This is a genomic window from Actinomadura miaoliensis, from assembly GCF_039536785.1.
Taxonomy (GTDB): Bacteria; Actinomycetota; Actinomycetes; order Streptosporangiales; family Streptosporangiaceae; genus Spirillospora; species Spirillospora miaoliensis.
The window spans coordinates 93,531-116,578 of the sequence record NZ_BAAAZG010000081.1; the positions used below are offsets into that span (position 1 = coordinate 93,531).

A 23,048-nucleotide genomic window follows, 5' to 3' on the forward strand; every position below is an offset into this window, starting at 1 on the left:
CGGGCGCCTCGCCCGCCGCCGACGCGGTGAGCGGGTCGGCGTCGATCGCGGCGATGCTGGAACGCGCGGCCGACCTCAGCCCGGACCGCGCCGACCGCGTCCGGCGCATGGCCGCCGCCGCGCAGGCCGCCGCCGACGCGGGCCTGGCCGAGCAGGCGACCGCCCTGGCCGACCGCGCCGCCGCCGAGACGTCCGACCCGGTCCTGCGCGCCGACCTGGTGCGGCTGCGCGGCGTCCTGGCCGACGAGCAGGACCGCACCGCCGAGGCGTACCGGCTGTTCAGCGACACCGCCGACACCGTCGCGGGCACCGCGCCCGACCTCGCCGGATACCTGCTGTTCCAGGCCGCGTCCGCGGCCGCCAACGCGGGCGACTTCGCCGCGCTGGAACGGGCCGTCGAACGGGCCGAGGATCTGGGGCTGCCCAACGCGCACCTGGCCCGCGCCCTGGCCAGGATGTATGCGGGCCAGAACGCGTTCACCGAGGGCCGCGTGGCCGACGGCGCGCGCGCCGGACGCGAACTCCTCGACGGCATGGGCCCGTGCATCGGCCCGCGCGAGGTCACCCGCGCCGCCTGGCTGCGCCTGCTGCTCGGCGACGTCGAAGGCGCCCACGAGGCCGCCGCCGGGCTGGCCGAGCGGCTGCGCGACCAGGGCGCCATCGGGCTGCTGTCCACCGTGCTGCCGCTGCTGGCGCGCACGCACCTGCAGCTCGGCCGGCATCGCGACGCGCTGGGCGCCGCCACCGAGGGGATGCGCATCGCCGAGGACACCGGCCAGCACCGCCACCGCGTCTACCACAAGACCGTGCTGGCGCTGCTCGCGGCGATCGAGGGCGACGAGGAGCGCTGCGCGGAGCTGGCCGCCGAGCCGCTGGAACGCGGCGTGGCGCCCGGCGTGGTGCACGCGGCGGGCGCGCTGAGCCTGCTCGACCTGGGGCTCGGCCGGTACGAGGCGGCGCTGAACCGGCTGCTCGGCGTGGTGTCCGGGCCGTACCGGCAGGGCGCCATCGCCAGCTTGCCCGACCTGGTGGAGGCGGCCGTGCGCGCGGGACGTCCCGAGGACGGCCGCGACGCCGCCGCCTGGTACGCCGACTGGGCCGCGCAGGTCGGACGGCCGTGGGCGCATGCGGTCGCCCTGCGCTGCCGGGCGCTGCTGGAACCCGAGGAGCAGGCCGGAAAGACGTTCGCCGAGGCCGTCGAGCTGCACCGCCAGGGCGGTCCGCCGTTCGAGCGGGCCCGCACCGAGCTGCTGTACGGGGAGTGGTTGCGTCGCGCGCGGCGCCGCAACGACGCGCGGGCCCGGCTGCACGCCGCCCTGGAGACGTTCGAACGGCTGGGCGCCGCGCCGTGGGCCGAACGCGCCCGCGGCGAGCTGCGCGCCGCCGGGGAGAGCCTGACCGGCGCCGCCCCCGACGAGCACGCCGACCTGCTCGCCCGCCTCACCCCGCAGGAGCTGCAGGTCGTGCGGCTGGCCGCGACCGGGCTGAGCAACCGGGAGATCGGCGCCCGGCTGTTCCTCAGCCCCCGCACGGTCGGCTACCACCTCTACAAGGCGTATCCGAAGCTGGGTGTCGCGTCCCGCGCCGAGCTGGCCCGCCTCGACCTCGGCTGAGCCGCTACCAGCGGGCCCGGGTGACGGCGCGCGCGCCCACCGGCAACGCGTGCACGGGCGTGACCTCCTGCGAGTGGATCACCGCGTCGAACCACGCGCGCAGCACCGCGCCGGCCGAGTGGTGGTCGGCGTCGCTCTCTGGACGGTAGGCCGGCCCGATCGTGCGCACTTTGCCGGGTGTCTCCAGCCATGTCCGCACCGCCTCCGGAGCCGGGGAGCGCAGGTCCAGCAGGTAGTGCGCGGGTGCGGCGGCGCCCAGCGGCGCGTCGGCGAACGTCTCCGGCGGCGACGGGACGGGCACGCCCCCGTGCACCGCGCCGTGGTCGATCGTCACGGCGACCGACACGTACCCGTCGCCGAAGCGGTCGCGCAGGTGCGCGCCGGTGTTGCGGCGGCTCGCGCCATGGTTTCCGATGGGGTCGCCCACGGCGGTGTGCGCCAGCCCGCCCCAGTGGACGATCTTCGTGCCGGTGTGCTCGTGCCACCACACGAGGTTGTCGGCCATGCGCCGCTCGACATGGGCCAGGCTGTCGGTGATCGGATGCGAGAACGAGTGGAAGACGTGGAAGTCCACGATCGCGGCCGCGTGCCGGACGGCCAGCGCGTGCCCTTCGCCGCCGTCCAGGCCGTCCACCAGCAGGTGCGCGCGTTCGGCGCGTTCGATCAGCGGACGCTTGTCGGCCGTCCGCCGGTACCTGCCGACGTGCTCGTCGATGTTCCCGTCGTCCGCCGGGCGGAGCGGGGCGTACAGGTCGCGCAGCTCGGCGAGCCGGTCGGGGGCGGTGCGCCGCACGTATTCGGTGACGGTGTCGTAGGCGAGCGCTCGCGTGGCGGTGATGTCGACGCCCAGCAGGCGCACCGGGTCGTCGGGATGCCGTTCGTTGTACGCGCGCAGCCAGAGCAGCGTGTCGAGCATCTCCCGCGTCTGCCACGGCAGCCAGCTTTCGCCCAGCAGCTCGCGCGGGTCGCCCGTCCCCGTCCGCAGCCATTCGTCGATGCGGACGCTCTGTGTCCAGTCCTCCTCGATGGCGAGCGTGCGGAACCCCATCTCCCCGACCAGGAACCGCAGGGCGCGATGCAGCAGCACGAACACCTCGTGCGCGCCGCGCGTGGCCGTGCCCATCGCCACGACGGTGGCGTCACGGGCCACGTCGCGCAGCGGTTCCAGGTCGGCGGGCGGGGCGTCCGGGTCGTGTGCCGCGAGCGGACGGGCGTTCTCGTCGATCCACCTCAGTACCGTCGCGCGATCGTTGATGTCCATGCCCCCGACGCTAGGAACGCGGCCGGCGGCCGGGCATCTGTCACCCGACCGGTCGCCCGGACCCCGGTTACCTGGAAAGCGACGCCGTCAGGCGGGCGGCGTCGGCCTCGTGCAGGACGATGCCGAACACGTCCGCCAGCGCGTCCGTCAGCTCGCCCGGGCTCAGCTCGCGCTTGTCGGCCGAGCCGTCCGGGCGGGACGTGGTCAGCGTCAGGCCGTCCAGCACGTGGTGCGCGCCGGCGGTGTAGCGCTGCGCGAACGGGCGGCTGGTGAACGGCGAACGCGGGTGCGTGGAGACGTAGTGGTTGGCCACCTCGTAGTCGATCGGGAACGCCGGGTTCTCGGTGAAGTTGTGCCGGTCGACCCAGCCGTCCGCCATCCCCGGGGCGGGCGCCTGGTAGAGCGTCCACAGCGCCACGTGCGGCACGCGCTCGTCGACGGGGCCGAGCCGTTCCAGCCGGTAGCGCCAGCCGTCGCCCTGGGTGGAGGCGGCGCCGTCGGTGAACTCCAGCGGTTCCAGCGGCCCGGCGCCGAACCCCACGTCGCACAGCCAGACGCGGTCGTCGTCGTCGGTCTCCACGCGCAGCAGCGCGTGCGTGGCGGGCCGGATCTTGTTCTCCGCGCCCATCGTGACGCGCCCGATCAGCGCGGTGAAGCGGAAGCCGAGCCGCTCCAGCGCCGCCGCGAACAGCCGGTTGTGCTCGAAGCAGTAGCCGCCGCGCCGCCCGTACACCATCTTGTCCTGCAGGGCGGGGATGTCGAGGGGCACCGCCCGGCGGAGCATGATCTCCAGGTTCTCGAACGGGATGGACGTGACGTGCGCGCGGTGCAGGGCGCGCAACGTGGCGAGGGTGGGGGACGGTGCGCCGTCGAATCCGAGGCGTCGCAGGTAGGCGTCCACGTCGAGGGCGTCGCCGTCCCAGCCGGGCGAGAACGTCATGCTCGGGAAACCTCCGCCGCGTGGCCGAGATTCCCGCGGGAGAACTCGGCGGCGAAGGCTGCCGCGCCGAGGGCGGCGCGGCAGCGGGCGGTGGCGCGGTCGACGTCGCCGCGTTCGGCGGGCGGCAGCGGTGTGCCGACGGCCTCGCGCGCGGTGGCGGCCGCGCCGAGCAGCCGGGCCGCGTGCGCGTGCTCGCCCGCCAGCGAGTGCGCCCCGGCGAGCCCTTCCAGCGCGAGCGCGATGGCGCGCGGGTCGCCGAGGGACAGGGCCGCCTCGTACCCCTCCCGATGGCGGGCCAGGGCGGTGGCGGCGTCGCCGCGCGCCTCGGCGATGTAGCCGAGCTGGGCCATGACGAGCGCGACGCCCGGCGTCCCGCCGACGCCCCGCAGCCACTCCAGCGGCGCGCGCAGGTGCGCCTCGGCCGCGTCCAGGTCGCCCGCGCGGCGCGCCACCAGGCCGAGCCCGATCTCGGCGAACTCCTGTGCCGCCTTGGCCGACCGGTCCACCGCCAGGCGCAGGGCCCGTTCGTGCAGCTCCCGGGCCCGCGTCAGGTCGCCGGTCAGCAGCATGATCCGGCCCAGCGCCGACAGCCGGAACGACACCTCGCTCCACATGCCCAGGTCCTCGGCGAGCGGCAGGGCCTCGCGGATCAGCCGCTCGGCCTCGGCGTAGTCGCCGGTGATCTCGGCCCGGTGGGTGAGGGCGTGGGTGGCCTCCAGCCGTCCCCACTCGTCGCCCAGCTCGGTGAAGACGCGCAGGCTGTGCTCGGCGTCGCGGCGCAGCCCCGCCAGGTCGCCGCGGCCGATCGCCAGCTTGGCGCGGGTGCTCAGCGCCGCCGCCTCGCCCCACCGGTCGCCGTGCGCGCGGAAGACGGCCAGCGCCTCGTCCACCCGCTGCCGGTGCCGGGCGTGGTCGCCGTACCCCCAGAAGACGAAGGAGAGGAACCAGGCGGCGCGGGCGCGGGCCGGCGGCGCGTCCAGATCGTCGTAGGGCTTCAGCGCGGCGCCGATCGCCTCCTCGGCGACCGTCCACCCGTGCGAGACCAGCGTCATCCCGGTCAGCCACGTCTCGGCGTCGGCCCGCGCGACCGCCGGGCCGCCACCCTTGGACAGCGCCAGCGCCAGGCTGCGCCGCGCCTCGCCGAACCGGCTGCGCAGGAACCAGTACCAGGTCAGCGCGTTCACCAGCCGCAGCGCGTCGTCGCCGCCCGCGTGGTCGAGCGCGACGCGCAGGTTGGCGCTCTCGCGGTCGAGCCGCTCCAGCCATGCGCGCTGCCCGCGCCCGCGCAGCCGCGGCGCCGCCCGCTCGGCGAGCCGGGTGTAGTACGTGACGTGCCGCCGCCGGATCCGCTCGTCCTCCCCGGCGTCGCGCAGCCGTTCCCGGCAGTACGCGGTGACCGACTCCAGCAGCCGGTACCGGGGGCCGGGCGCGACGACGACCAGCGAACGGTCCACCAGGCGGGGCAGGACGTCCAGCACGTCCACGCCGTCCTCCGCGCAGACCTCCTCGGCCGCCTCCAGCGTGCAGCCGTCGGCGTGCACGGCCAGCCGCCGCAGCACGAGCCGTTCGGCCTCCGTGAGCGGCTCCCAGCTCCAGTCGATCACCGCGCGGAGGGTGCGCTGCCGGGCGGGCGCGTCGCGCGGACCCGCCGCCAGCAGCCGGAACCGGTCGTCCAGCCGCGCGGCCAGCTCCTGCACGCCGAGCGCCCGGACCCGGGTGGCGGCCAGTTCCAGCGCGAGCGGCAGCCCGTCCAGGCGACGGCAGATCGTCGTGACGGCGGACCGGTTCCCGGCGTCCAGCGCGAAGCCGGGGGCCGTGGCGGCGGCGCGTTCGGCGAACAGCCGCACCGCGCTCGGCTCGTCCAGCGGCGGCACCACGAACAGCCGCTCCCCGGACAGCCCGAGCGGTTCGCGGCTGGTGGCCAGCACGCGCAGCTTCGGCGCGCCCTCCAGCAGGCGGCCGACGAGCGCGGCGACGGGTTCGACCACGTGCTCGCAGTTGTCCAGGACGAGCAGGGCCTCCCGGGCGCGCACCGCCTCGGCGAGCCGCCGTTCGGGCGGCACGTCCGGGCCGGGGTCGTCGCACACGCCCAGCACGGCGGTGAGGACGTCGGCGACCTCGTCGGCGGTGGCGGTGCGGGGCAGCGGCGCCAGTTCGGCCAGCCACACGCCGTCGGGGAAGTCGTCCGCCGCCCGCGCGGCCGCCTCCAGCGCCAGGCGGGTCTTGCCGACGCCGCCCGGCCCGGTCAGCGTGACGAGCCGGTGCGCCGCCACCAGCGCGCGAGTGCCGGCGACGGCGCTCTCCCGGCCCACCAGGTCGCCCAGCGGCGCGGCGGGCAGGTTCGTGCGCCTGCGGACGGGCGCCAGCGACGGCGACTGCCGCAGCATCGCCTGGTGCAGGCCCGCCAGTTCCGGCGACGGGTCCACGCCCAGCTCCTCGGCGAGCCGCCTTCGCAGTTCCTCGTATCCGGCCAGCGCGTCGCCCTGGCGTCCCGCCCGGTACAGCGCCAGCAGGTGCGCGGCGCGCAGCCGTTCCCGCAGGGGGTGGCGGGCCACCGCGTCCGCCAGGTCGGCGGCGAGCCGTACGTGGTCGCCCAGGTCGAGCCGCGCCTCGGCCTGCTCCTCCAGCGCGGCCAGCCGTTCGTCCTCCAGCCGGGCGATCGCCGACCGCGCGAACGGGGCGTCGGCGACGTCGGCGAACGCGGGCCCGCGCCACAGCGCCAGCGCGTCGGTGAGCAGGCCGACCTTGGCGTGCGGGTCGGCCGCCTGCCGTGCCCGCGCGGCGAGCGCGGAGAACCGGCCCGCGTCCACGGCGCCGTCGTCCACCCGCAACGTGTAGCCGGACGGCCCGAACACCACCAGCTCGCGGCCCCCGGGCTCGGCGTCCTCCAGCACCTTGCGCAGCTGGGAGACCCGCGCCTGCAGCGTGCCGGACGGGTTGCGCGGGGGCCGGTCCCCCCACAGGTCGTCGACGAGACGGTCGGCGGGCACCGGCCGTCCCGGCGTCACCAGCAGATCGGCCAGCAGCGCCCGCACCTTCGCCTCGGGCACGCGCACCGGCTCACCGGCGTCCGTCCAGACCGCCAGCGGACCGAGCACCCCGAAACGCACCGTGTCAGGGTAATCCGCCCCCGCCCGTAGCTGACCCGTAGCCGATCCGAAGCGCCCCCGTCCACGCTGGGCCGCACCGACGACATGACCACGAAGGGAATCGCGATGTCCGCACCCGTGACCGTGATCGGACTGGGCGCCATGGGCTCGGTGATGGCCGAGGTCCTCCTGCGCAACGGCCACCCCGTCACCGTCTGGAACCGCACGGCGAGCAAGGCCGACCCGCTGGTGGCCAAGGGCGCCACCCTGACCGGCTCGGCCGCCGCCGCCGTTGCCGCGTCCGACCTGGTGGTGATCTCCCAGATCGACTACCAGGCCATGTACGACTCCCTGGCCGGCGACACCTCCGCCCTGCGCGGCAAGGTGCTGGCCAACCTCAGCGCCGACACCCCGGCGGAGCTGCGCCGGGCCGCCGCATGGGCGTCGGCGCACGGGGCCGAACTGGTGGCCGGCGGCATCATGGTGCCGCCGCCCGGCATCGGACAGCCCGGCTCCTACACCTTCTACAGCGGCCCCGAGGCCGCCCTGGAACGGCACCGTGCCACGCTCGCCGAGCTCAGCGAGGTCGCCTACGTCGGCGCCGACCACGGCCTCGCGATGATCTACTACAAGGCGCTGCTCAACCTGTTCTGGACGATCCTGACCGGCTACGGCCAGTCCGCCGCGCTGCTGCGGTCGGCGGGCCTGGCCGCCAAGGACCTGCGGCCGTTCGTCACGAAGATGCTCACCGACCTGGCCGGCGACGGGCCCATGGGATTCGTCGGCCACCTCACCGAGCAGATCGACGGCGGCGTGCCGCACGACGAGGGCATCCTCGCGGTCCGGGTGGCGGACATGGCGCAGATCGTCCACACCTTCAAGGACGCCGGGGTCGACACCGGCGTCGCCGAGGCGTACCTGGACCTGTTCCGCCGCGACCTGGACAGCGCCCTCAAGACCGCCGAAAAGCCCTGATCACCGGCTGACCGCGTCGCTGTCCCGTGTCCGCGTACTGGTAGGAGTGAGGTGAGTCACAGGAACCCGATGCCGCCGACGGACAGATCCCGCGTGTGGAGATGAGACTGCGTGCCCGGGTCCGCGCCGGGGATCCGGAGGCGTTCCGCGAGCTGTTCGACGAGCATGCTCGCAGCGTCTACAACCATGCCTTCCGCCTGATGGGCGACTGGTCGGCGGCGGAGGACGCGGTGTCGCTGACCTTCCTGGAGGCATGGCGGCTGCGCGACAGGGTGGATCCCGACGGCGGGTCGCTGCGGCCGTGGCTGCTCGGCATCACCTCCAACATCGCGCGCAACCTGCGCCGGGCCGCGCGGCGGCATGACGGGGCGCTGGCGCGGATGCCGCGCGGGCAGGCGGTGCCGGACTTCGCCGACGAGCTCACCTCCCGGATCGACGACCGCGCCCGCCTGGCCCGGGTGCGCGCGGCGCTGGCGGCGCTGCGCGCACCCGAGCGGGAGGTGCTGGCGCTGTGCGTGTGGGCGGGGCTCGACTACGCGGAGGCGGCCGAAGCCCTCGGCGTGCCGGTCGGCACGGTGCGCTCAAGGCTGTCCAGGGCGCGTCGCAAGCTCGGCAGGCTCGTCGCCGCCGGGAAGCTCCAGCCGCTTCCCGCGGACCGGGAACCGCAGGCCGGTCACGGACAGGAAGATGGCGACCGCGAGAACGCGGTCCGGTCCGCTCAGGAGGACACCCGATGAACGCAACCCCGATTCAGCACGGTCCGGACGACCGTGAGGAACTGGCCCGGCTGCTGCCCGGGCCCGCGGAGCGGGACCTGCCGAGCGACCGTCACCGGCAACTCCAGGAGTTCGTGATGGGCCAGATCGAGCAGGACCTGAAGGACCGGCGGGAGCCGCGCCGCGCGCCGTGGCGGCGGCCCGCCCTGCTGGCCGCGGCGTTGACCGCCGTCGCCGCCACGGCCACCGCCGTGGTCGTCGCGAGCGGCGGCTCGCCGGAACCGCCGCGCCAGTCGCCGCCGGCCGCCGCCTCGCCGTCCGGCCGGCAGATCCTGCTGGTGGCCGCCACCACGGCGGAGCGGGCGCCCGAGGGCACGGGCAAGTACTGGCACGTCAAGGTGGTCGAAGGGGGCGGCGACGGCCTGTGGTGGGAGACCTGGACGCGCAGCGACGGCAGGACCTGGTCGAGGGGGACGAAGACCCGGAGCGACGTCACGGTGTTCACCCACCCCAGCCCGTTCCGCTTCGGCGGCGAGAACGTGAGCTTCGAGCAACTGCGAACGCTGCCGACCGAACCCGAGGCGCTGCGGGCATGGCTCACCAGGAACGTCGAGAGCAGTGACGTCAGGACCGGCGCGGGACGGCCGGACGCGGCCATGCGCGAACAGATCGTCTTCGACGGGCTCGTCTCGCTGGTCTCCCAGCTGCCCGCCCCGCCGAAGGTCCGCGCCGCCGCCTTCCGGGCGATCGCCGCGTCCCCCAAGGTCAAGAGCCTGGGACCGGTGAAGGGCGGGCAGGGCCTGCTGATCACCACGGACCACGGGCAGGCCAGGCTGGTCGTCGACCCGACGACCTCCCGGGTACGGAACACCAACCACTTCGTCACCGCCGACGGGGCACGGGTCACTTCCGAGGACGGCGTCACCATCGTCGCGGAGTGGACGGACACGCCGCCCGCGTAGCCGTGTGCGGCGCCCTCACCGGCGGCTGACGGCCCGGGTGCCGCCCGCGACGATCGTCGTGCCCGGCACCCACCCCAGCACCATCTCCCCTTCGGGGAACGCGCGCCGCACGCGGCGTTCGGCGGGTGTGAGACCGGCGGGTCCCATCAGTGCAGGGGGACGGGCTCGTAGGGCGCCGCCGAGTGCCGCAGGCTCGCGATGTCGGTCGCGTCGTGCCGGCGCAGCGCCTCGCGGATCAGCGCGACGCCGCCTTCCAGGTCGTCGCGCACCTGCACGTCGAGGCGCGTCGACACCCACTGGGAGCCGCCGTCGGAGGTCTGGCGGGCGGTGCCGCCGCCGATCTCCGCCCCGCCGAGCCCGGCCCGCTGGAGCGCGTCGTGCAGTTCCTCGGCCAGCTTCACGGACGGGTCGGAGCGGCCCTCGTGATCGATGGTGAGGGCCAGGTTCCAGGACCGGGCGTCGGCGAGGGGGCTGCGCCCGAACCACCGCTTGACCAGCGTCCCCTGGGGCATCCCGGCCAGCACCTCCACCGCCCAGCACGACTCCGCCCTGCTCACCGGCTCCTCGAACGCGCGCAGCAGGACGGGGTGCACGCACCCGGCGGCGCGCAACGCCTCGGCGAGCGCGGCCACATGCCGGTGCCCGCGCGGGGCGGTGCAGCGTTCGAGGGCGTCGCGCACGTCCGGGACGCTCAGCAGGGCGGCGCTCGCGGCGTCGGTGACGATCTGCTCGGCACGTTCGGTGAGCGCGGCCCATTCGGCGAACGGGAACTCCTCGTTGTCGGGGGAGCGCAGCGAATAGAGCAGGGCGTCGGCGTCGACGCGGTCGTCCTGGGCGACGGCGGGATGACCGCCGGGCGTGGTCGTCCACCGCAGGCCCGCGTCGCTCAGGTTGCGCAGCTCGTACCAGTCGCGCGTCTCGGACCGGACGCCGCCGCCGTCGTCGCCGTCCTGGGGCCGCACCAGGCGGAACGCCGCGTCGACCAGCGGCGCGATCGTGTCGGGGTCGTCGCGCTCGTCAAGGAAGGCGAACCGCAGCAGCAGCGCCAGCAGCGGCCCGGGATGCCGCAGCTCCGGATCGCGCAGCGCCATCGCCCGGCCCAGCAGGTCCAGCTCGGCCCAGCGCAGCACGTGCGGGTGGAAGTGCGCCTGGTCGTCCCAGCCCAGCTCGACGGGTTCGGCCAGGCCGGGGGCGGTGAGCCCGAGGCTGAAATACCCGGTGGCGAGATCGAGGTCGAGGTCGAGTGACAGCCCATCGCCGAGGCCGAACTCCGCCCGGTGCTCGTCCTCCGGCTCCTCGTCGTCGTCCTCGTCCTCGTCGTCCGGCTCGTCGGGCTCGTCCTCGAAGAAGTACAGCGGCCAGAAGTCCGGCTCGTCCATCCGCGTGCGCAGCGCGTCGTTCAGCGGCATGCGCAGCAACCTAGACGATCCCCCCGACGCCGCGCCCGTCCCCGCCGGGAGGCCCGGCCGGGCGTCAGGGTTCGGCGATCGCGATGGCGCCGGACGGGCAGAGGGTGACGGCGCGGCGGACGGCCTCCTGCAGCTCCTCGGACGGCTCGTCCTGCAGGAGCACCACGGTGCCCTCGTCCTCGTCCTGGTCGAAGACGTCCGGGGCCGTCAGCACGCAGTTGCCCGCGGCGATGCACACGTTCCGATCCGCTGTGACCTTCATGCTTCCCCCTACCACGTGACGGGGAGGCGGTGCACCCCGTAGATCGTCATGTCGGAGCGCATCGGCACCTCCTCCGGCGGAACCGCCAGGCGCAGCGTCGGGAAGCGCCGCAGCAGCGCCGGGTAGCCGACGCGCATCTCGGCGCGCGCGAGCTGCTGGCCGAGGCACTGGTGCACGCCGTGCCCGAACGCCAGGTGCCCGGTCGCGTCGCGGGTGAGGTCGAGCCGGTCGGGGTCGGGGAAGCGGGACGGGTCGCGGTTGACCACGGGCACGTCGATGGCGACGGCCTCGCCCGCCCTGATCAACCGGCCGTCGATCTCGATGTCCTCCAGCGCGGTCCGTATCGGGCCGATGTGCACGATCGACAGATACCGCAGCAGCTCCTCGACGGCGCCGTCGACCGCCGCCGGGTCGTCGCGCAGCACCGCGAGCTGGTCGGGGCGGGTGAGCAGCGCGTACGTGCCCAGGCCGAGCATGTTGGCGGTCGTCTCGTGCCCGGCGATCAGCAGCAGCATCGCCACGCCGGTCAGCTCGTCGTCCTTCAGCTCGCCCGTCTCGACCAGGCCGCTGAGCAGGTCGTCGCCGGGCTCGACCCGCTTGCGCCGCACCAGCTCGCCCATGAAGGACAGCACCCTGTGCATCGCGGCGAGCACCTCGTCGGCCGAGATGTCCAGGCTGAGCAGCTCCCGGCTGTCGTCCTGGAACCGGCCCCGGTCCTCGTAGGGGACGCCGAGCAGCTCGCAGATCACCATGGACGGCAGGGGCAGCGCGAACTGCTGCACCAGGTCGGCGGTCGGCCCGGCGGCCTGCATGGCGTCCAGGAACCCGCGGGTGATCTCCTCGATCCGCGGTTCCAGCCGCCTCATCCGCCGGACGGTGAACTGGCCGGTCAGCAGCTTGCGGAAGCGGGTGTGGTCGGGCGGGTCCATGCGGATGAAGAACCCGGGCGGCACCGCGAACCGCGGGTCGTCCTGCTTCTTCAGCAGCTCCAGGCGGCCCGGCACCGGCGGGTGCATGTGCTCGGGGCGGTTGCTGAACCGGGGGTCGGCCAGCACCGCGCGGGCGGCCGTGTGACCGGTCACCAGCCAGCCGCGATGGCCGTCGGCGAAGGTCATGCGGTGCATGGGCGCCCGCCCGGCCAGCGCGGTGGCCTCGTCCGGCGGGTCGAGCGGGCGTCGGCGTGCGATCGGATAGGTGACGTCGGTCATGGCGCACCGCCTTTGTACGACGTATCGCTTCTCCGTACAACGTATCGCCGCATTCCGTTGCGTCCCAGGAATCCTTGCCTCACCGTGACGATGCTTTAGCCGGTTTTTCGGGACAGATCGCGGGCCTGACCTGCGGTCGTCTCATCGCCAGATGACCCGGCGGGCCTGTCGACGGGACGCTTGTAGTAGACCCAGGGCGAGTCGAAGTTCGACGGCGTGATGAGCTGCCATCCCGCCTCTTCCATCCGGCGGCGGCGCTTCCGCGACGGCCACCAGAACCTGCGGTGCTCCCACTGGTGGGGGGACGCCTCCACGAGATGGAAGAAGGGACCGTAGTCGACCGAGTGCCAGCCCCGGCGGCCCTCCGCCTCCAGCGCCTGCATCTCGTTGAACGCGGTGACCGGACGCAGCTCCTTGCGCACCCCGGTCGCCCCGGACGCCCCGCGGGCCGGGGTGCCGAACCGCTGCTGCGCGGCCTGACGGCTCACGCCCAGCACCCGGCCGACGTCCTCCCAGCTGTGCCCGGCGGCACGGGCACCGTTGATGGACTGGCGCAGCATCCGGCTGGTCTCCTCGGCGGCGACCCTGGCCGCCGCCACCAGCCGCAGATGGTCGTCCGGGTCGTCGTCGCGGACCTGCGCCCCGGCGGCCAGCACCGCCTCCTCGATGGCATCGCGCAGGGCCGCGGCCTCCTGCTCGTCCAGCCGTTCCGACGTCACGGGCGCTCCCCCCGCACGTCGCCGGCCGGGAAGGGTTCCAGCTCGTCCAGCCGGGCCGCGTCCGCCTGTCCGCCGCCGGCGAGGGTCACCGCCCGGTACGCCACCGCGCCGACCGCCGCCAGGACGATGCAGGCCGCGACGGCGAGCAGGACCGGCGAGTCCCGCACGAACAGCAGCATGAGGATCAGCGCCGGGAAGACGAACACGGACGGCCACACGAGCTTCCACGTGTCCTGTTCCATGCGTCAAGGATTCCTTGACGAGACCGCCGCGTCAAGGAATCCTTGACATGCCCTGGAGGGCTACAGGCTGTCGACGATGACGGCGAGCACGGCCGTGATCCCCGCCAGGACGGCGACCACCACCACACAGACGATCACGACGAGCCAGCCGAGCAGAATCCCCACCAGCGCCCTGCCGCGCCCGTCCCCGCCCAGCCGACGTCCCCGGGACCGGCCGAGATGCCCCGTGACGATGGCGGCCAGGCCGAGCAGGAACGCCATGCACATGTAGGCGACGGCGAACGGCGGAACGAGGAAGGGCAGGATCAGGCAGCAGACACCCCCACCGCCGGCGTACAGGCTCCACTTCGCCGCAGTGTTCCTGCTCGGCGCCTCCTGCCGCGCTCGTACACCGTCCGCCATCGTCCCTCCGGCCCTTCGCCGCGATACGCGTTCGCCGCCCACGGCATTGTCTCTGATCTCGAGAGAACGCGTCATCGTATCTGCCGGGCCTGAAGGCGTTCATCGTCCAGAGGGGCCGGGCCAGTCCGATCCGCACGGCGGCGACGGTTCCCTTCGACCCGGCCGCCCCGGCCAACAGCCGAGGGGCAGGGGCCGAAGACCTACGGCCCCTGTCCCGGCGCCCATCCTGCCGCGACGCGGGCGGGCGGGCCATGTAACGGTTGCCGCGATCAATCGCTACCTCAGGAGCGCCCCCTGTCAGTCGTTCCAGTCGTGCTTGTGGCCGTCCTTGTGGTGTTCCTTGTGGTCGTCCTTGTGGCGTCCCTTGTGGTCTTCGTCGTGGTCGTCCTTGTGGCGTCCCTTGTGGTCTTCGTCGTGGTCGTCCTTGCGGCATTCCTTGTGGTGGCCCATGCGGTCGTCCCAGGGGCCCTTCCGGAAGCCGTTCCAGTGGCCCTTCTTGTGATGGTCCCGGAAACCGTCGTGATGCTTGCGGCCGTGGTCGCGGTCGTGGTCGTGGTCGCGGTCGTGGTCGCACGAGCCCGCCATGGCGGACACGCTGCCGACGGCGGGGCTCGCCATGGCGGTAGGCGCCGTCAACAGAAGACCACCCACGGCGGCGGACGCGATACCGGCTGCGGCGAGTCGTTTCATCATCTGAGCCTCCTAGATCGCTCTCTTGCCTGCGAGACGCAGAGCACAGCTAGAGATAACCCGCCGCCCCGAAACTCATGCGACCGAACGACGAACACATCTGTCGCTTGGCGACATCCTTGCCGCCCGTCGGTCGCATAGCATGAAAAGCGCGGAATGTCCCACTTTGGAAATGACCGAAGTGTAGATCATTGACTGTTTCTCGTCCCAGCCCCATCGGACGACAAGGGTTTTTCGTCGAAGCCGGACGCGCAGCCGGGCGAGAAGACCGCACCTGCCGGGCGCGCCAGGTGGCGAGGCCGCGCGGGCGGGGCCTCGTGGCGGTGCGCAACCGTAGATGAGGCCCCGGTACTGTCGGCCGACATCGCGTCCTCGCAAAGGCCGCACCGCGCGAGGCGGAATCGCTATTTAGTGGTCATATGCAAGTCGTCCCGAATCCACCCCACGGAATCGCTCCCGTGTCCATCGGAATGGCGATGGACACGGCGGTCGCCGCGTGCGCGGAGTGGGGTGAAGTGAAGGTCATCGGCCCGTTGCCGGCCGTGCCTCCGCATATCCCCGACCGACCCCCGAAACTCTATGTCCAGCCGCCTGACGCCGGTGAACTGGGCTTTGTGGTGCACATCGAGGACGGGAGGACGGTGACCGCCATCGAAGTGTGGCGCTTCCACAACGAAGACGCCGACGCGCACGTCCTCCTCGACGGCGTGGACGTCTTCCGCACTCCCGCCCGCGTCCTGCTGGCCCGCCTCTCCGAACAGGGCCACGACGTCCAGGACGCCGACGACGAGTATCCGAGGGTCTCCGGGCTGACCCTCGCCTTCACCCGCACGGCCGGTCACGAGGTCCCCATGGACACAGACGGCATGCCGCTGTACTTCGAGTCCGTCCTCGTCGCCGCCGAGGACTACTACTGACCAAGCACCGCGACGGCCGCCCAGGACACGAACAGACGCAGCGATCCGGCGGTGGGCGGGGCGAGCACGGTGCCCAGCGTCAGGCGCCTGCGGTGAGCTCCCGCAGTTCCTTCGCCACCGGAAGCGCCCACGCCTTCTCGGGCGCGACCTCCAGCACCATCCGTGCGGCCGTCAGGTAGCGCGTCCGCCGCTGCTGGGGCGGAATGTCGTCGATGATGCGCATGGCTTCTTCCATGCCGGTCTTGGGATCGCTGCGCGCCTCAACCGCCGCTCGGTGGAGCCGGGCGCTCGTGGAGGAAAGCTTGTCCTCGAAGCCCTGGCCGCTGATCAGCGTGTCTTGGGCCTCGGTGGCGCGCTTGACGTCACCCGCCAGCGTGTAGATCAGGCTCTTGTCGAACCACAGGCCCTCTTCACGCTGGGCCCAGTTACGATCGAGCACCGAGCTGGAGGGCATTCGCTCGAACGCCGTCTCGGCCTGCCGGAGCGCGATGATCGCTCCATCGATGCGCCCCATCCGAGCAAGGATCATGGCCTCGGCGCCCAGGGCGGAGGCGAGTGGGGCACTGGGACGATCTCCCGCCAGTCGCCGTGCCTCCTGTGCGACCGCCAGCACCGCGGAGAGGTCGTCGGATCGGTCGCCTATCCGGTAGAGCGCCTCGCGGCTGCGCACCCAGGAGGCGAGCATGTCGTCCCCCGACTCGTCGCTCAGGGCCCGCGTCTTGAACCACCACCGGCGGGACTCCCTGCGGTCTCCGAGATCCAGAAGCTTCCCGCCGATCAACATCGCGTGCCGCGCGGCGGCATGGGTGAGGCCCTTTCGCACTTCCTCTGGTTGTTCGCGGGCCAGATGCGGGGCGATCGAGCTGAACTCGACGGCGAGCACCTCCAGGATCGCGGCGGGCGGCTCCTGCCGCGCCCGCTGACCGTAGAAGAGCGCCGCGTCCTCCCAGTCGTCGATCATCGCCTGGGAGACGCTCGCGCCCGGAAGCTTGGGTTCGGAGATCTGCCAGGCCTGGGTGAGGGCCGCCAGAACGGGCGCGACGGTGGCACCGGCGGTGACCTTCACCCCGTCCTGCAGGAGATCGCGTCGTTTCACAGGGCCTTGCTCCTTACCGGAGGCTGTGGGACGTGATTTCACGTTACGCCCACTCGTGGTGATTTCCTCCTGGAGCTGTTCGATCAGGCGTCGGACCTCGAACAAGCAGCCATGACCGTTGATCGACAGGTCGAGGGCCCGGGTCGTTTCCAGGGTGGGGAGTCGCTCCCCCTTCCTGATCATGGAGATGTACGCCTCGGTGCAATCCGCGGCACGGGCGATCGCCTTGTTCGGACGGTCGTTGATGCGCGCGAGATGGGAGAACACGCGCGCGTATATCTGCATGCAGATCATCGTGGTGACGTTTCCGGGCCGGTCGTCCATGATCACCCCCATAGATGCCATGTGGTGGGCGGCCCCGTCGCTCACCCTCCGTTAACGCCTTTCAACCGACGATAACCGGTGCTGGTCGAGCGGGCGTGCGGCTCACGAATATTGGCCGACGCGCGCGGCCGGTGACCTGGCCCCCCGGTGCCGGCCGCGCGCGGCCAGACCAACCCATCACCACCGGAAGAGGCCCGCCCATGAGCGACACGCAAGGATCGATCTTCAATGTGGACATCGACCGGGCGCTCGCCGAGTTGCGCCGCCGATTTCCCGGCGTCTGCCTGTGGCACGGCGCGTACACCGGCAACTTCTGGGCGATGATCCAGGACGCGAATGGCTACCGCCTGATCGAAGGCTCGTCCTTCGAGGAATTCACCGAGTACCTCACCGCTGCCCTTTACCCGCGTCCTATCGGCCCCACCCCACCGTCACACCACCAGCCGCCACACCCCCCGGCGCCGAACGGGCCCGCGCAGGGTCACCCCAATGGACGCTTAATCCCACCCCGCCATACTCCTGGCCCGAACGCCACCGCGTCGTACAAACCCCAACCCCCCGCTTTCGACGTGGCCACCCCACACCACGCGCACACGGCCACACACACCCCAGCCACGCCCCCCACACCGAATTGGCCCATGCCCCCCGCACAGCACCGGACAGCGCCTAATGCGCCCGCCCAACCCATGCCCGCCGGACAGGCCCCGCCCCCATCTACCGCTCCAGACCGCGGCGTATCCGACCAACCACACCGCCCCCCACCCGCCGCGCCGCCCCCGAGCCTCCCCAACGTGCCGAACCGGGCTGTATCCGGTGTGCCGCACCGAAGCATGCCGAGCGAAACAGCGGCCGGCGTGCCTGGCCACCCCACGTCCCCCGCGCCCAGCCAGTTCATGCCCGCCAGACAGACCCAGGCCGCACCTACCGCTCCAGGCCGTGGCGTATCCGGAGCGCTGGACGGGGGCGTGCCCGGCCAGCCGCACCGGCCCCCGGCTCCCATGCCAGGCCCGCCCCCGCCCGACGCGCCGGACCGGCCCGTATCCGGCAAGCCGAGCCGAGGCATGCCGAACGAAACCGTGCCCGGCGTGCCGGATCGGGCGGTGCATGGCAAGGCGGGCCGAAGCGTGCCGAGCGAAGCGGCGGCCGGTGTGCCTGGCCAACCCATGTCCCCCGTGCCCAGCCGATTCATGCCCGCCGGACAGACCCAGGCCGCGTCTGCGACTCCAGACCGTGGCGTGTCCGGTCAGCCGCACCGGCCCCCGCCTGCCGTGCCGGGCCCGAGCCTGTCTGGCGTGCCGGACCGGGCTATATCCGGTGTGCCGCACCGAAGCATGCCGAGCGAAACAGCGGCCGGCGTGTCTGGCCAACCCATGTCCCCCGCGCCCAGCCAGTTCATGCCCGCCGGACAGAGCCAGACCGCGTCTGCGTCTGGGGGCCGGGGCGTATCCGGAGCGCTGGACGGGGGCGTGTCTGGCCAGCCGCACTGGCACCCGGGTCCCATGCCAAGCCCGCCCCTGCCCGACGTGCGGGGTCGGGCGGTGCACGGCGAGGCGGGCCGAAGCATGCCGCGTGAAGCGGTGTCCGGTGCCTCAGGCCTGGGCGTGTCCGGTGTGCCACGAGGGTCCGTGTCCGCCGGGCCGGGCTCGTCCTTGCCCGGTGTGCCGGAGCGGGCGGTGTGCGGCGTGCCGGGCCCGAGCGTGCCCGGTGCGCCGGACCGACAAGTACCGAGCGAAACGGTGGTCGGTGTGTTCGGCCAAGCAATGTCCGCCGTGTCCAGCCAGGTCATACCCGCCGGACACAGCCAGGCCGCGTCTGTGGCTCCGGGCCGAGGGGTGTCCGGAGCGCCGGACGGGGGCGTGTCCGGCCAGCCGGACTGGGCCCTGGCTGCCGTGCCATACCAAGCCGGGTACGGCGAGGCGGGCCCGAGCCTGTCTGGTGGGCCGGGCGGGAGGGGGCCGAATGAAGCTAGGGGCGGTGTGGCGGGCGGGGCCGTGTCCGGCGTGCCGGGGCAGACAGTGTCAGGTGCGCTGGGTCAAACCGTGGCCGGCGGGTCGGGCCGGGCCTTTTCGGGGGTGGCGGGGCAGGGCGAGGGGCGTTCACCAACGTGGCAGGGGGCGGGGCACCTGGCCGCAGGGCGTCTGGGGGGACGGGACGTGGCGCGTCAACGGAAGGCGCGGCCGGGAGCGCGGCGGCGTCCGGCGAGGGTGCCGCGTGGGCGGCGCGGCGGATTCTGGCGACGGTTGCTGCTGATAGGGGCGTGATGGTCGAGCTGTACGCCTGGGACCTCAGCTCGCCGGACGGCCTGTGCGGTGTCACTGACAGCAGGGCAGCCGCGATCGGCCACGTGACCGAAGCCCTGCGGACGGCCGAGAACGGGACGCGGGGTGTCGTCCGGCGGGTGGAGCTCAGCCCGTCCGGACGCCCCGTCTACGTCGACCTGGGCGCGGTCGCACGAGCCTGGCGCGAGGAGAAGACCGGGGCGGTCATCTGGGAACCCTGACGACCGCCCGTCTCGACCAGGAAACGGCCGACCCTGGCGGCGTGGCGGGTGTAGTCCTCGCCGTGGGGGCGCCGCAGGTAGGGCTCTTCGACGGCGCGGCGAAAACCTCATGTCGCATTTCCGCCAGCGTCCGCGGCGGCGAACGATCATGCTCGTTGTCATGAACGAGATCGAAGGCAAGGTGGCCCTGGTCACCGGCGGCAGCCGGGGCATCGGCGCGGCGGTGGCGCTGCGGCTGGCCCAGGACGGTGCCGACGTGGCCCTCACATACGAACGCAACACCGAACGCGCCGACGCGGTGGTCGACAAGATCAAGGGAATCGGTCGCCGGGCGCTGGCGATCCAGGCCGACAGCGCGGACACCGGGGCGGTCACCGCCGCGGTGGACGAGACCGCCGCGACGTTCGGCAGGCTCGACATCCTGGTGAACAACGCCGGTGTCTTCCTCGTCGGCTCCCTGGAGGAACTGGGGGCGGAGGACATCGACCGCACGCTCGCGGTGAACGTGCGGGCGCCGTTCGTCGCCGCGCAGGCGGCGGCGCGTCACATGACCGACGGCGGCCGCATCATCAGCATCGGCAGCAACGTGGCCGAACGGACGGTGTTCCCCGGGTTCGCCCTGTACGCGATGAGCAAGACCGCGCTCATCGGCATGACCAAGGGGCTCGCCCGTGACCTCGGGCCGCGCGGCATCACCGCCAACGTGGTCCACCCCGGCCCGACCGACACCGACGCCAACCCCGCCGACGGCCCGAACGCGGAGACCTTCCAGAGCTTCACCGCCCTGAACCGGTACGCCACGCCGGACGAGGTCGCCGCCACTGTCGCCCACCTGTCCGGTGACAGCGGCGCCTACATCACCGGCGCGTCGATCAACGTCGACGGCGGCTGGACGGTCTGACACCCCCGGACGGGGCGTCCCACGGCGGCAAAACCCACCCCGCCCGGACGCCCCGTCCACGCACAACCGGAAGACACCCGGTTGCCATATGTCCCATGCACCACTGCCCGTGGATAGCGGCCACCCCGCGGTGGTCGTAAGCGATCGCGGTCCTGATGACGAGCGGTCGGCGGCCGGTCGCCGGCCTGGCGACAGGACGATCAACGTCTACGGGCCGCTGCGAAGCAGCGAACGCGGCGCCTTCTGTGCCGTCTAACGAGAGGTTCTGTAGGGCCCTGTCGCGTAGAACTCCCGATCGATGGCATCGTCCGGTATCGCCCGCCGCATGGCGGCGGCCTGAGCGCCGACATGCCGCATCTGAGCAGCGGTCAGGCGCCGGACGTCCCACAGCAGCGCCGCCACGTCGGCTGCTGCGGGGTCTTCGGGGGGAGAGCCGTCAGGCAAGGCGACACCGGTGATCGCAGCGAGATCTCCGGCAGGGAAATCGAGCAGGGTTGCAAGGTTGGCCAGCCTGTCCGGAGTCAGCTCGATCTGGCCCCTTGCTATCAGCACGATCGTGGAAGCGGACACGTACATGCGGCCGTTGGAGCAACAAGCGAGGGCCTTCGCCGCTTCCATCCACCCGAGGTTCCGGTTGCCGTACAGCATGTTCGCGACCACCGCCCCGAATCCCGCCTTGTGCGGGTCGAACACTTTCCACGCCGCAAAGGACCGCTTTCGCGGCTCCTGCGGGAGGTCTCGAACCAGCCGGCGCAGCTGGGACCGCCGGTCCGCCGGGAGGCAGATGGCATCGATCACCAGGTCATCGATGTACTGCCTGGCGGACGCGTCCAACGGGGCCAGTGCGTCCGGCACGTCGCGACCGGCCATGGCGAAGAGGTCTGCCGCATGCAGATTCAGTGCCGGAGCCAGTGCCTGGAGCAGCGACGGGCTGGGGCGCAGGCCGTCGACGACGCTGCGCAACTCGTCTTCGGGGACCCCGGCGACCTGCGACAGCGAACTGATATCCGACTGTCGATGGTCGAGTAGCCGCATCAGCAGCAGGCCGAAAGCCGGAATGCCCGTCATCGCCACAGGCTAGTCGCGGGACACGAGATCCCTGCAAGGCCATCGGCTGAAAGCGGCCACCAGTGCTTCACCTCACCATCGGCCGGCTCAAACACTCTCCGTCACCGCGCCATGGAGGCGGGCGCGTGTCGCCTCACCGAGACGCCAACTCAAACCGAAACCGCACCGTCCGCACCCGCGCAGGCAGGCGGCTGATCACCATGGCCTACCAGGGGCCTGCTAGCCCACCGGCACCCGCCCGGCGCCGGCCCGCTCGCGAAGGGTACGCATCGGCTGCTGCACCGTCGGCGATTTGGGCACCGGGCGGATTCTGGCACTGGGCTCGGGCGTTCTTCGCCGCCCGTGGCATCACCCGCATCCAATGTGGGTTTAGGGCTTACTTGGGCTGGACCCGTGCCAGAGGCGCGTCGCCTGACCGGCCGGTCAGGCCGGCAGGTCCAAGACGGAGAGAGGTCACAGGCGTGTCAGAACCGTCTCTCAAACCGCAGAGATTTTGAGAGGAGTTCCGCCTGAATGGAGCGTCCAAACCGCCGATCGCGCCCCGCGGACTGCACTAGTCGACCACCCGCCAATGCTTTGTCCCGACCCGCTCGGACGACTGACGAAGCCACCTGGTGTCCAATTCGGAGGGCCAGATGGTCCCCTCCGACCACACCGCGCCGATCAGGCGTACAAAGGCCATGTACGCGCCGGTCAGATCTGCGTCGGTCAGGAACGCGCGGCTCAGTTGCGTGCTGTGCAGGTACGCATCACTCAAGTGCCCGTCGGTCAGGTCGGCGTCGCTCAGGTTCGCGCGAGTCAGGTTCGCGCGAGCCAAGTCCGCGCCGGTCAGGTCCGCGTCGCTCAGATCTGCACCCGTCAGGTTCGCGCGAGTCAGGTTCGCCCGAGCCAAGTCCACGCCGGTCAGGTCCGCGTCGCTCAGATCTGCACCCGTCAGCTTCGCGCCGTCCAGGTTCGCGTCGCGAAGTTTTGTGCCGGTCAGCTTCGCGTTACTCAGATCTGCGCCCGTCAGGTTCACGCCCTTCAGGTTCGCGTCGCTTAGATTCGCGCCGCTCAGGCGGGTGTTGTGGAGGTCGAGTGGCGGGGTGCCTTCGGGGTCGGTGGAGCGGCGGACGAGGACGGTGAGGGCGGCGGCGACGTCGATGTCGGGTTCGTCCGGGAGGTCTTTGGCTTGGGCGGTGGGGTCGGGGTCGTGTTCGCGGATGAACGCCGCCAGGACGTCGCGGATGGTCTGGCGGTCGCGAGGGGAGTCCTTGGCGATGCGTTCCAGGGCGTAGACGGCGGCGGCGCGCACCTCCCGCTTGTCGGCGGCGAGTTGTTCGACGGCCTTGCTGTAGCGGTCGGTGACCTGCCCTTCGCGGGCGAGGTTGAGCTGCTCCTGCCCGCTGCGCAGCGTCAGCGCGGTCACCAGCAGCGTGCCGACCGTGGCCAGGACGCCCGCGGCCAGTATCCAGGTGTTGAACCGGCGATGCCGTCGCTGGTGGGTCAGGTCCATCAGTTCCAGCCGCCGGTCGGCCGGGAGCGCGTCGAGTTCTTCCTGGGGCGGCGGGGTCGGCTGAGGTGTCCGGGTGCGTCGCGGCCGACCTCTGGCCACCGGATGCGGGACGGAATCGCGGTCGGTCATGCCCCTATGGACGTACGGGCGCGCTCCGCGGATCAACTCACACCGCCGAAGCCGGATTGGTGACTAGGGCCTGTTCGTAGTCCAGATCAGTCACAGTCGAGTGACTCTGCCCGCGCCGGAGCGGGAGCAG

General features: G+C 72.5%; 21 protein-coding genes. 7 read left to right on the top strand and 14 right to left on the bottom strand.

Going from position 1 to position 23,048, the window contains the following annotated elements:
- Positions 1 to 1,613 (top strand): LuxR C-terminal-related transcriptional regulator (locus ABD811_RS42070; protein ID WP_344959062.1); only part of this gene is annotated, 1,613 nt, incomplete at its 5' end.
- Positions 1,614 to 1,617: 4 nt separating this feature from the next.
- Here ABD811_RS42070 and ABD811_RS42075 read toward each other — a convergent pair.
- The 3 genes from ABD811_RS42075 to ABD811_RS42085 form a co-directional block, all read right to left on the bottom strand.
- Positions 1,618 to 2,874 (bottom strand): erythromycin esterase family protein, encoded by a 1,257-nt coding sequence (locus ABD811_RS42075; RefSeq protein ID WP_344959064.1) that lies wholly within the window; start codon positions 2,872 to 2,874, stop codon positions 1,618 to 1,620.
- A 67-nt stretch (positions 2,875 to 2,941) separates the two neighbouring features.
- Positions 2,942 to 3,814 (bottom strand): arylamine N-acetyltransferase family protein, encoded by an 873-nt coding sequence (locus ABD811_RS42080; RefSeq protein WP_344959066.1) that lies wholly within the window; start codon positions 3,812 to 3,814, stop codon positions 2,942 to 2,944.
- The gene (locus ABD811_RS42085) at positions 3,811 to 6,924 is read right to left on the bottom strand and encodes an AfsR/SARP family transcriptional regulator (RefSeq protein ID WP_344959067.1); all 3,114 of its coding nucleotides are present in this window, start codon (positions 6,922 to 6,924) and stop codon (positions 3,811 to 3,813) included. The genes ABD811_RS42080 and ABD811_RS42085 overlap by 4 nt, the downstream gene beginning before the upstream one ends.
- Before the next feature lie 105 nt (positions 6,925 to 7,029).
- On the opposite strand from ABD811_RS42085, the gene ABD811_RS42090 reads away from it, so the two are divergent.
- The 3 genes from ABD811_RS42090 (at position 7,030) to ABD811_RS42100 (ending at position 9,556) form a co-directional block, all read left to right on the top strand.
- Positions 7,030 to 7,878, top strand: coding sequence for an NAD(P)-dependent oxidoreductase (locus tag ABD811_RS42090; protein WP_344959069.1), 849 nt, complete (start codon positions 7,030 to 7,032; stop codon positions 7,876 to 7,878).
- A gap of 101 nt (positions 7,879 to 7,979) precedes the next feature.
- The gene (locus ABD811_RS42095) at positions 7,980 to 8,615 is read left to right on the top strand and encodes an RNA polymerase sigma factor (RefSeq protein WP_344959070.1); all 636 of its coding nucleotides are present in this window, start codon (positions 7,980 to 7,982) and stop codon (positions 8,613 to 8,615) included.
- Positions 8,612 to 9,556, top strand: a complete 945-nt coding sequence (locus tag ABD811_RS42100; RefSeq protein WP_344959071.1) for a CU044_5270 family protein — start codon at positions 8,612 to 8,614, stop codon at positions 9,554 to 9,556. The genes ABD811_RS42095 and ABD811_RS42100 overlap by 4 nt, the downstream gene beginning before the upstream one ends.
- A 15-nt stretch (positions 9,557 to 9,571) precedes the next feature.
- Here ABD811_RS42100 and ABD811_RS42105 read toward each other — a convergent pair whose 3' ends face one another.
- The 8 genes from ABD811_RS42105 to ABD811_RS42140 form a co-directional block, all read right to left on the bottom strand.
- Entirely contained in the window at positions 9,572 to 9,703 is a 132-nt protein-coding gene (locus tag ABD811_RS42105) for a hypothetical protein (protein ID WP_344959072.1), read from the bottom strand.
- A complete protein-coding gene (locus ABD811_RS42110) occupies positions 9,703 to 10,965 on the bottom strand; it encodes a hypothetical protein (RefSeq protein WP_344959073.1) in 1,263 nt (420 codons plus the stop codon). Before ABD811_RS42110 ends, ABD811_RS42105 begins: the two co-directional genes overlap by 1 nt.
- Positions 10,966 to 11,029: 64 nt before the next feature.
- A complete protein-coding gene (locus ABD811_RS42115) occupies positions 11,030 to 11,227 on the bottom strand; it encodes a ferredoxin (RefSeq protein ID WP_344959075.1) in 198 nt (65 codons plus the stop codon).
- 8 nt (positions 11,228 to 11,235) lie between these two features.
- Positions 11,236 to 12,435, bottom strand: a complete 1,200-nt coding sequence (locus tag ABD811_RS42120) for a cytochrome P450 (protein WP_344959077.1) — start codon at positions 12,433 to 12,435, stop codon at positions 11,236 to 11,238.
- 95 nt (positions 12,436 to 12,530) lie between these two features.
- On the bottom strand, positions 12,531 to 13,154 hold the full coding sequence (locus tag ABD811_RS42125; protein WP_344959079.1) for a hypothetical protein: 624 nt from the start codon (positions 13,152 to 13,154) through the stop codon (positions 12,531 to 12,533).
- Positions 13,151 to 13,396 (bottom strand): hypothetical protein, encoded by a 246-nt coding sequence (locus ABD811_RS42130; protein ID WP_344959081.1) that lies wholly within the window; start codon positions 13,394 to 13,396, stop codon positions 13,151 to 13,153. Before ABD811_RS42130 ends, ABD811_RS42125 begins: the two co-directional genes overlap by 4 nt.
- 60 nt (positions 13,397 to 13,456) lie before the next feature.
- The gene (locus ABD811_RS42135; RefSeq protein ID WP_344959083.1) at positions 13,457 to 13,798 is read right to left on the bottom strand and encodes a hypothetical protein; all 342 of its coding nucleotides are present in this window, start codon (positions 13,796 to 13,798) and stop codon (positions 13,457 to 13,459) included.
- 297 nt (positions 13,799 to 14,095) lie between these two features.
- The gene (locus ABD811_RS42140) at positions 14,096 to 14,416 is read right to left on the bottom strand and encodes a hypothetical protein (protein ID WP_344959084.1); all 321 of its coding nucleotides are present in this window, start codon (positions 14,414 to 14,416) and stop codon (positions 14,096 to 14,098) included.
- Positions 14,417 to 15,129: 713 nt separating this feature from the next.
- Here ABD811_RS42140 and ABD811_RS42145 point away from each other — a divergent pair.
- On the top strand, positions 15,130 to 15,405 hold the full coding sequence (locus tag ABD811_RS42145; protein ID WP_344959086.1) for a hypothetical protein: 276 nt from the start codon (positions 15,130 to 15,132) through the stop codon (positions 15,403 to 15,405).
- A 79-nt stretch (positions 15,406 to 15,484) separates the two neighbouring features.
- Here the strand turns inward: ABD811_RS42145 and ABD811_RS42150 are convergent, their stop codons facing one another.
- Positions 15,485 to 16,825, bottom strand: a complete 1,341-nt coding sequence (locus ABD811_RS42150) for a hypothetical protein (protein WP_344959088.1) — start codon at positions 16,823 to 16,825, stop codon at positions 15,485 to 15,487.
- A 2,257-nt stretch (positions 16,826 to 19,082) separates the two neighbouring features.
- On the opposite strand from ABD811_RS42150, the gene ABD811_RS42155 reads away from it, so the two are divergent.
- Together ABD811_RS42155 and ABD811_RS42160 are read left to right on the top strand one after the other, a co-directional pair.
- Positions 19,083 to 19,325, top strand: a complete 243-nt coding sequence (locus ABD811_RS42155; protein WP_344959091.1) for a hypothetical protein — start codon at positions 19,083 to 19,085, stop codon at positions 19,323 to 19,325.
- Positions 19,326 to 19,485: 160 nt separating this feature from the next.
- Positions 19,486 to 20,226 carry an SDR family NAD(P)-dependent oxidoreductase gene (locus tag ABD811_RS42160; protein ID WP_344959092.1) on the top strand — a complete coding sequence of 247 codons (741 nt, stop codon included), beginning with the start codon at positions 19,486 to 19,488 and terminating at the stop codon, positions 20,224 to 20,226.
- A 252-nt stretch (positions 20,227 to 20,478) separates the two neighbouring features.
- Here ABD811_RS42160 and ABD811_RS42165 read toward each other — a convergent pair whose 3' ends face one another.
- Both ABD811_RS42165 and ABD811_RS42170 read right to left on the bottom strand, forming a co-directional pair.
- Positions 20,479 to 21,294 (bottom strand): hypothetical protein, encoded by an 816-nt coding sequence (locus tag ABD811_RS42165; protein ID WP_344959093.1) that lies wholly within the window; start codon positions 21,292 to 21,294, stop codon positions 20,479 to 20,481.
- A 553-nt stretch (positions 21,295 to 21,847) separates the two neighbouring features.
- Positions 21,848 to 22,918, bottom strand: coding sequence for a pentapeptide repeat-containing protein (locus tag ABD811_RS42170; RefSeq protein ID WP_344959095.1), 1,071 nt, complete (start codon positions 22,916 to 22,918; stop codon positions 21,848 to 21,850).
- Positions 22,919 to 23,048 lie beyond the last annotated feature (130 nt).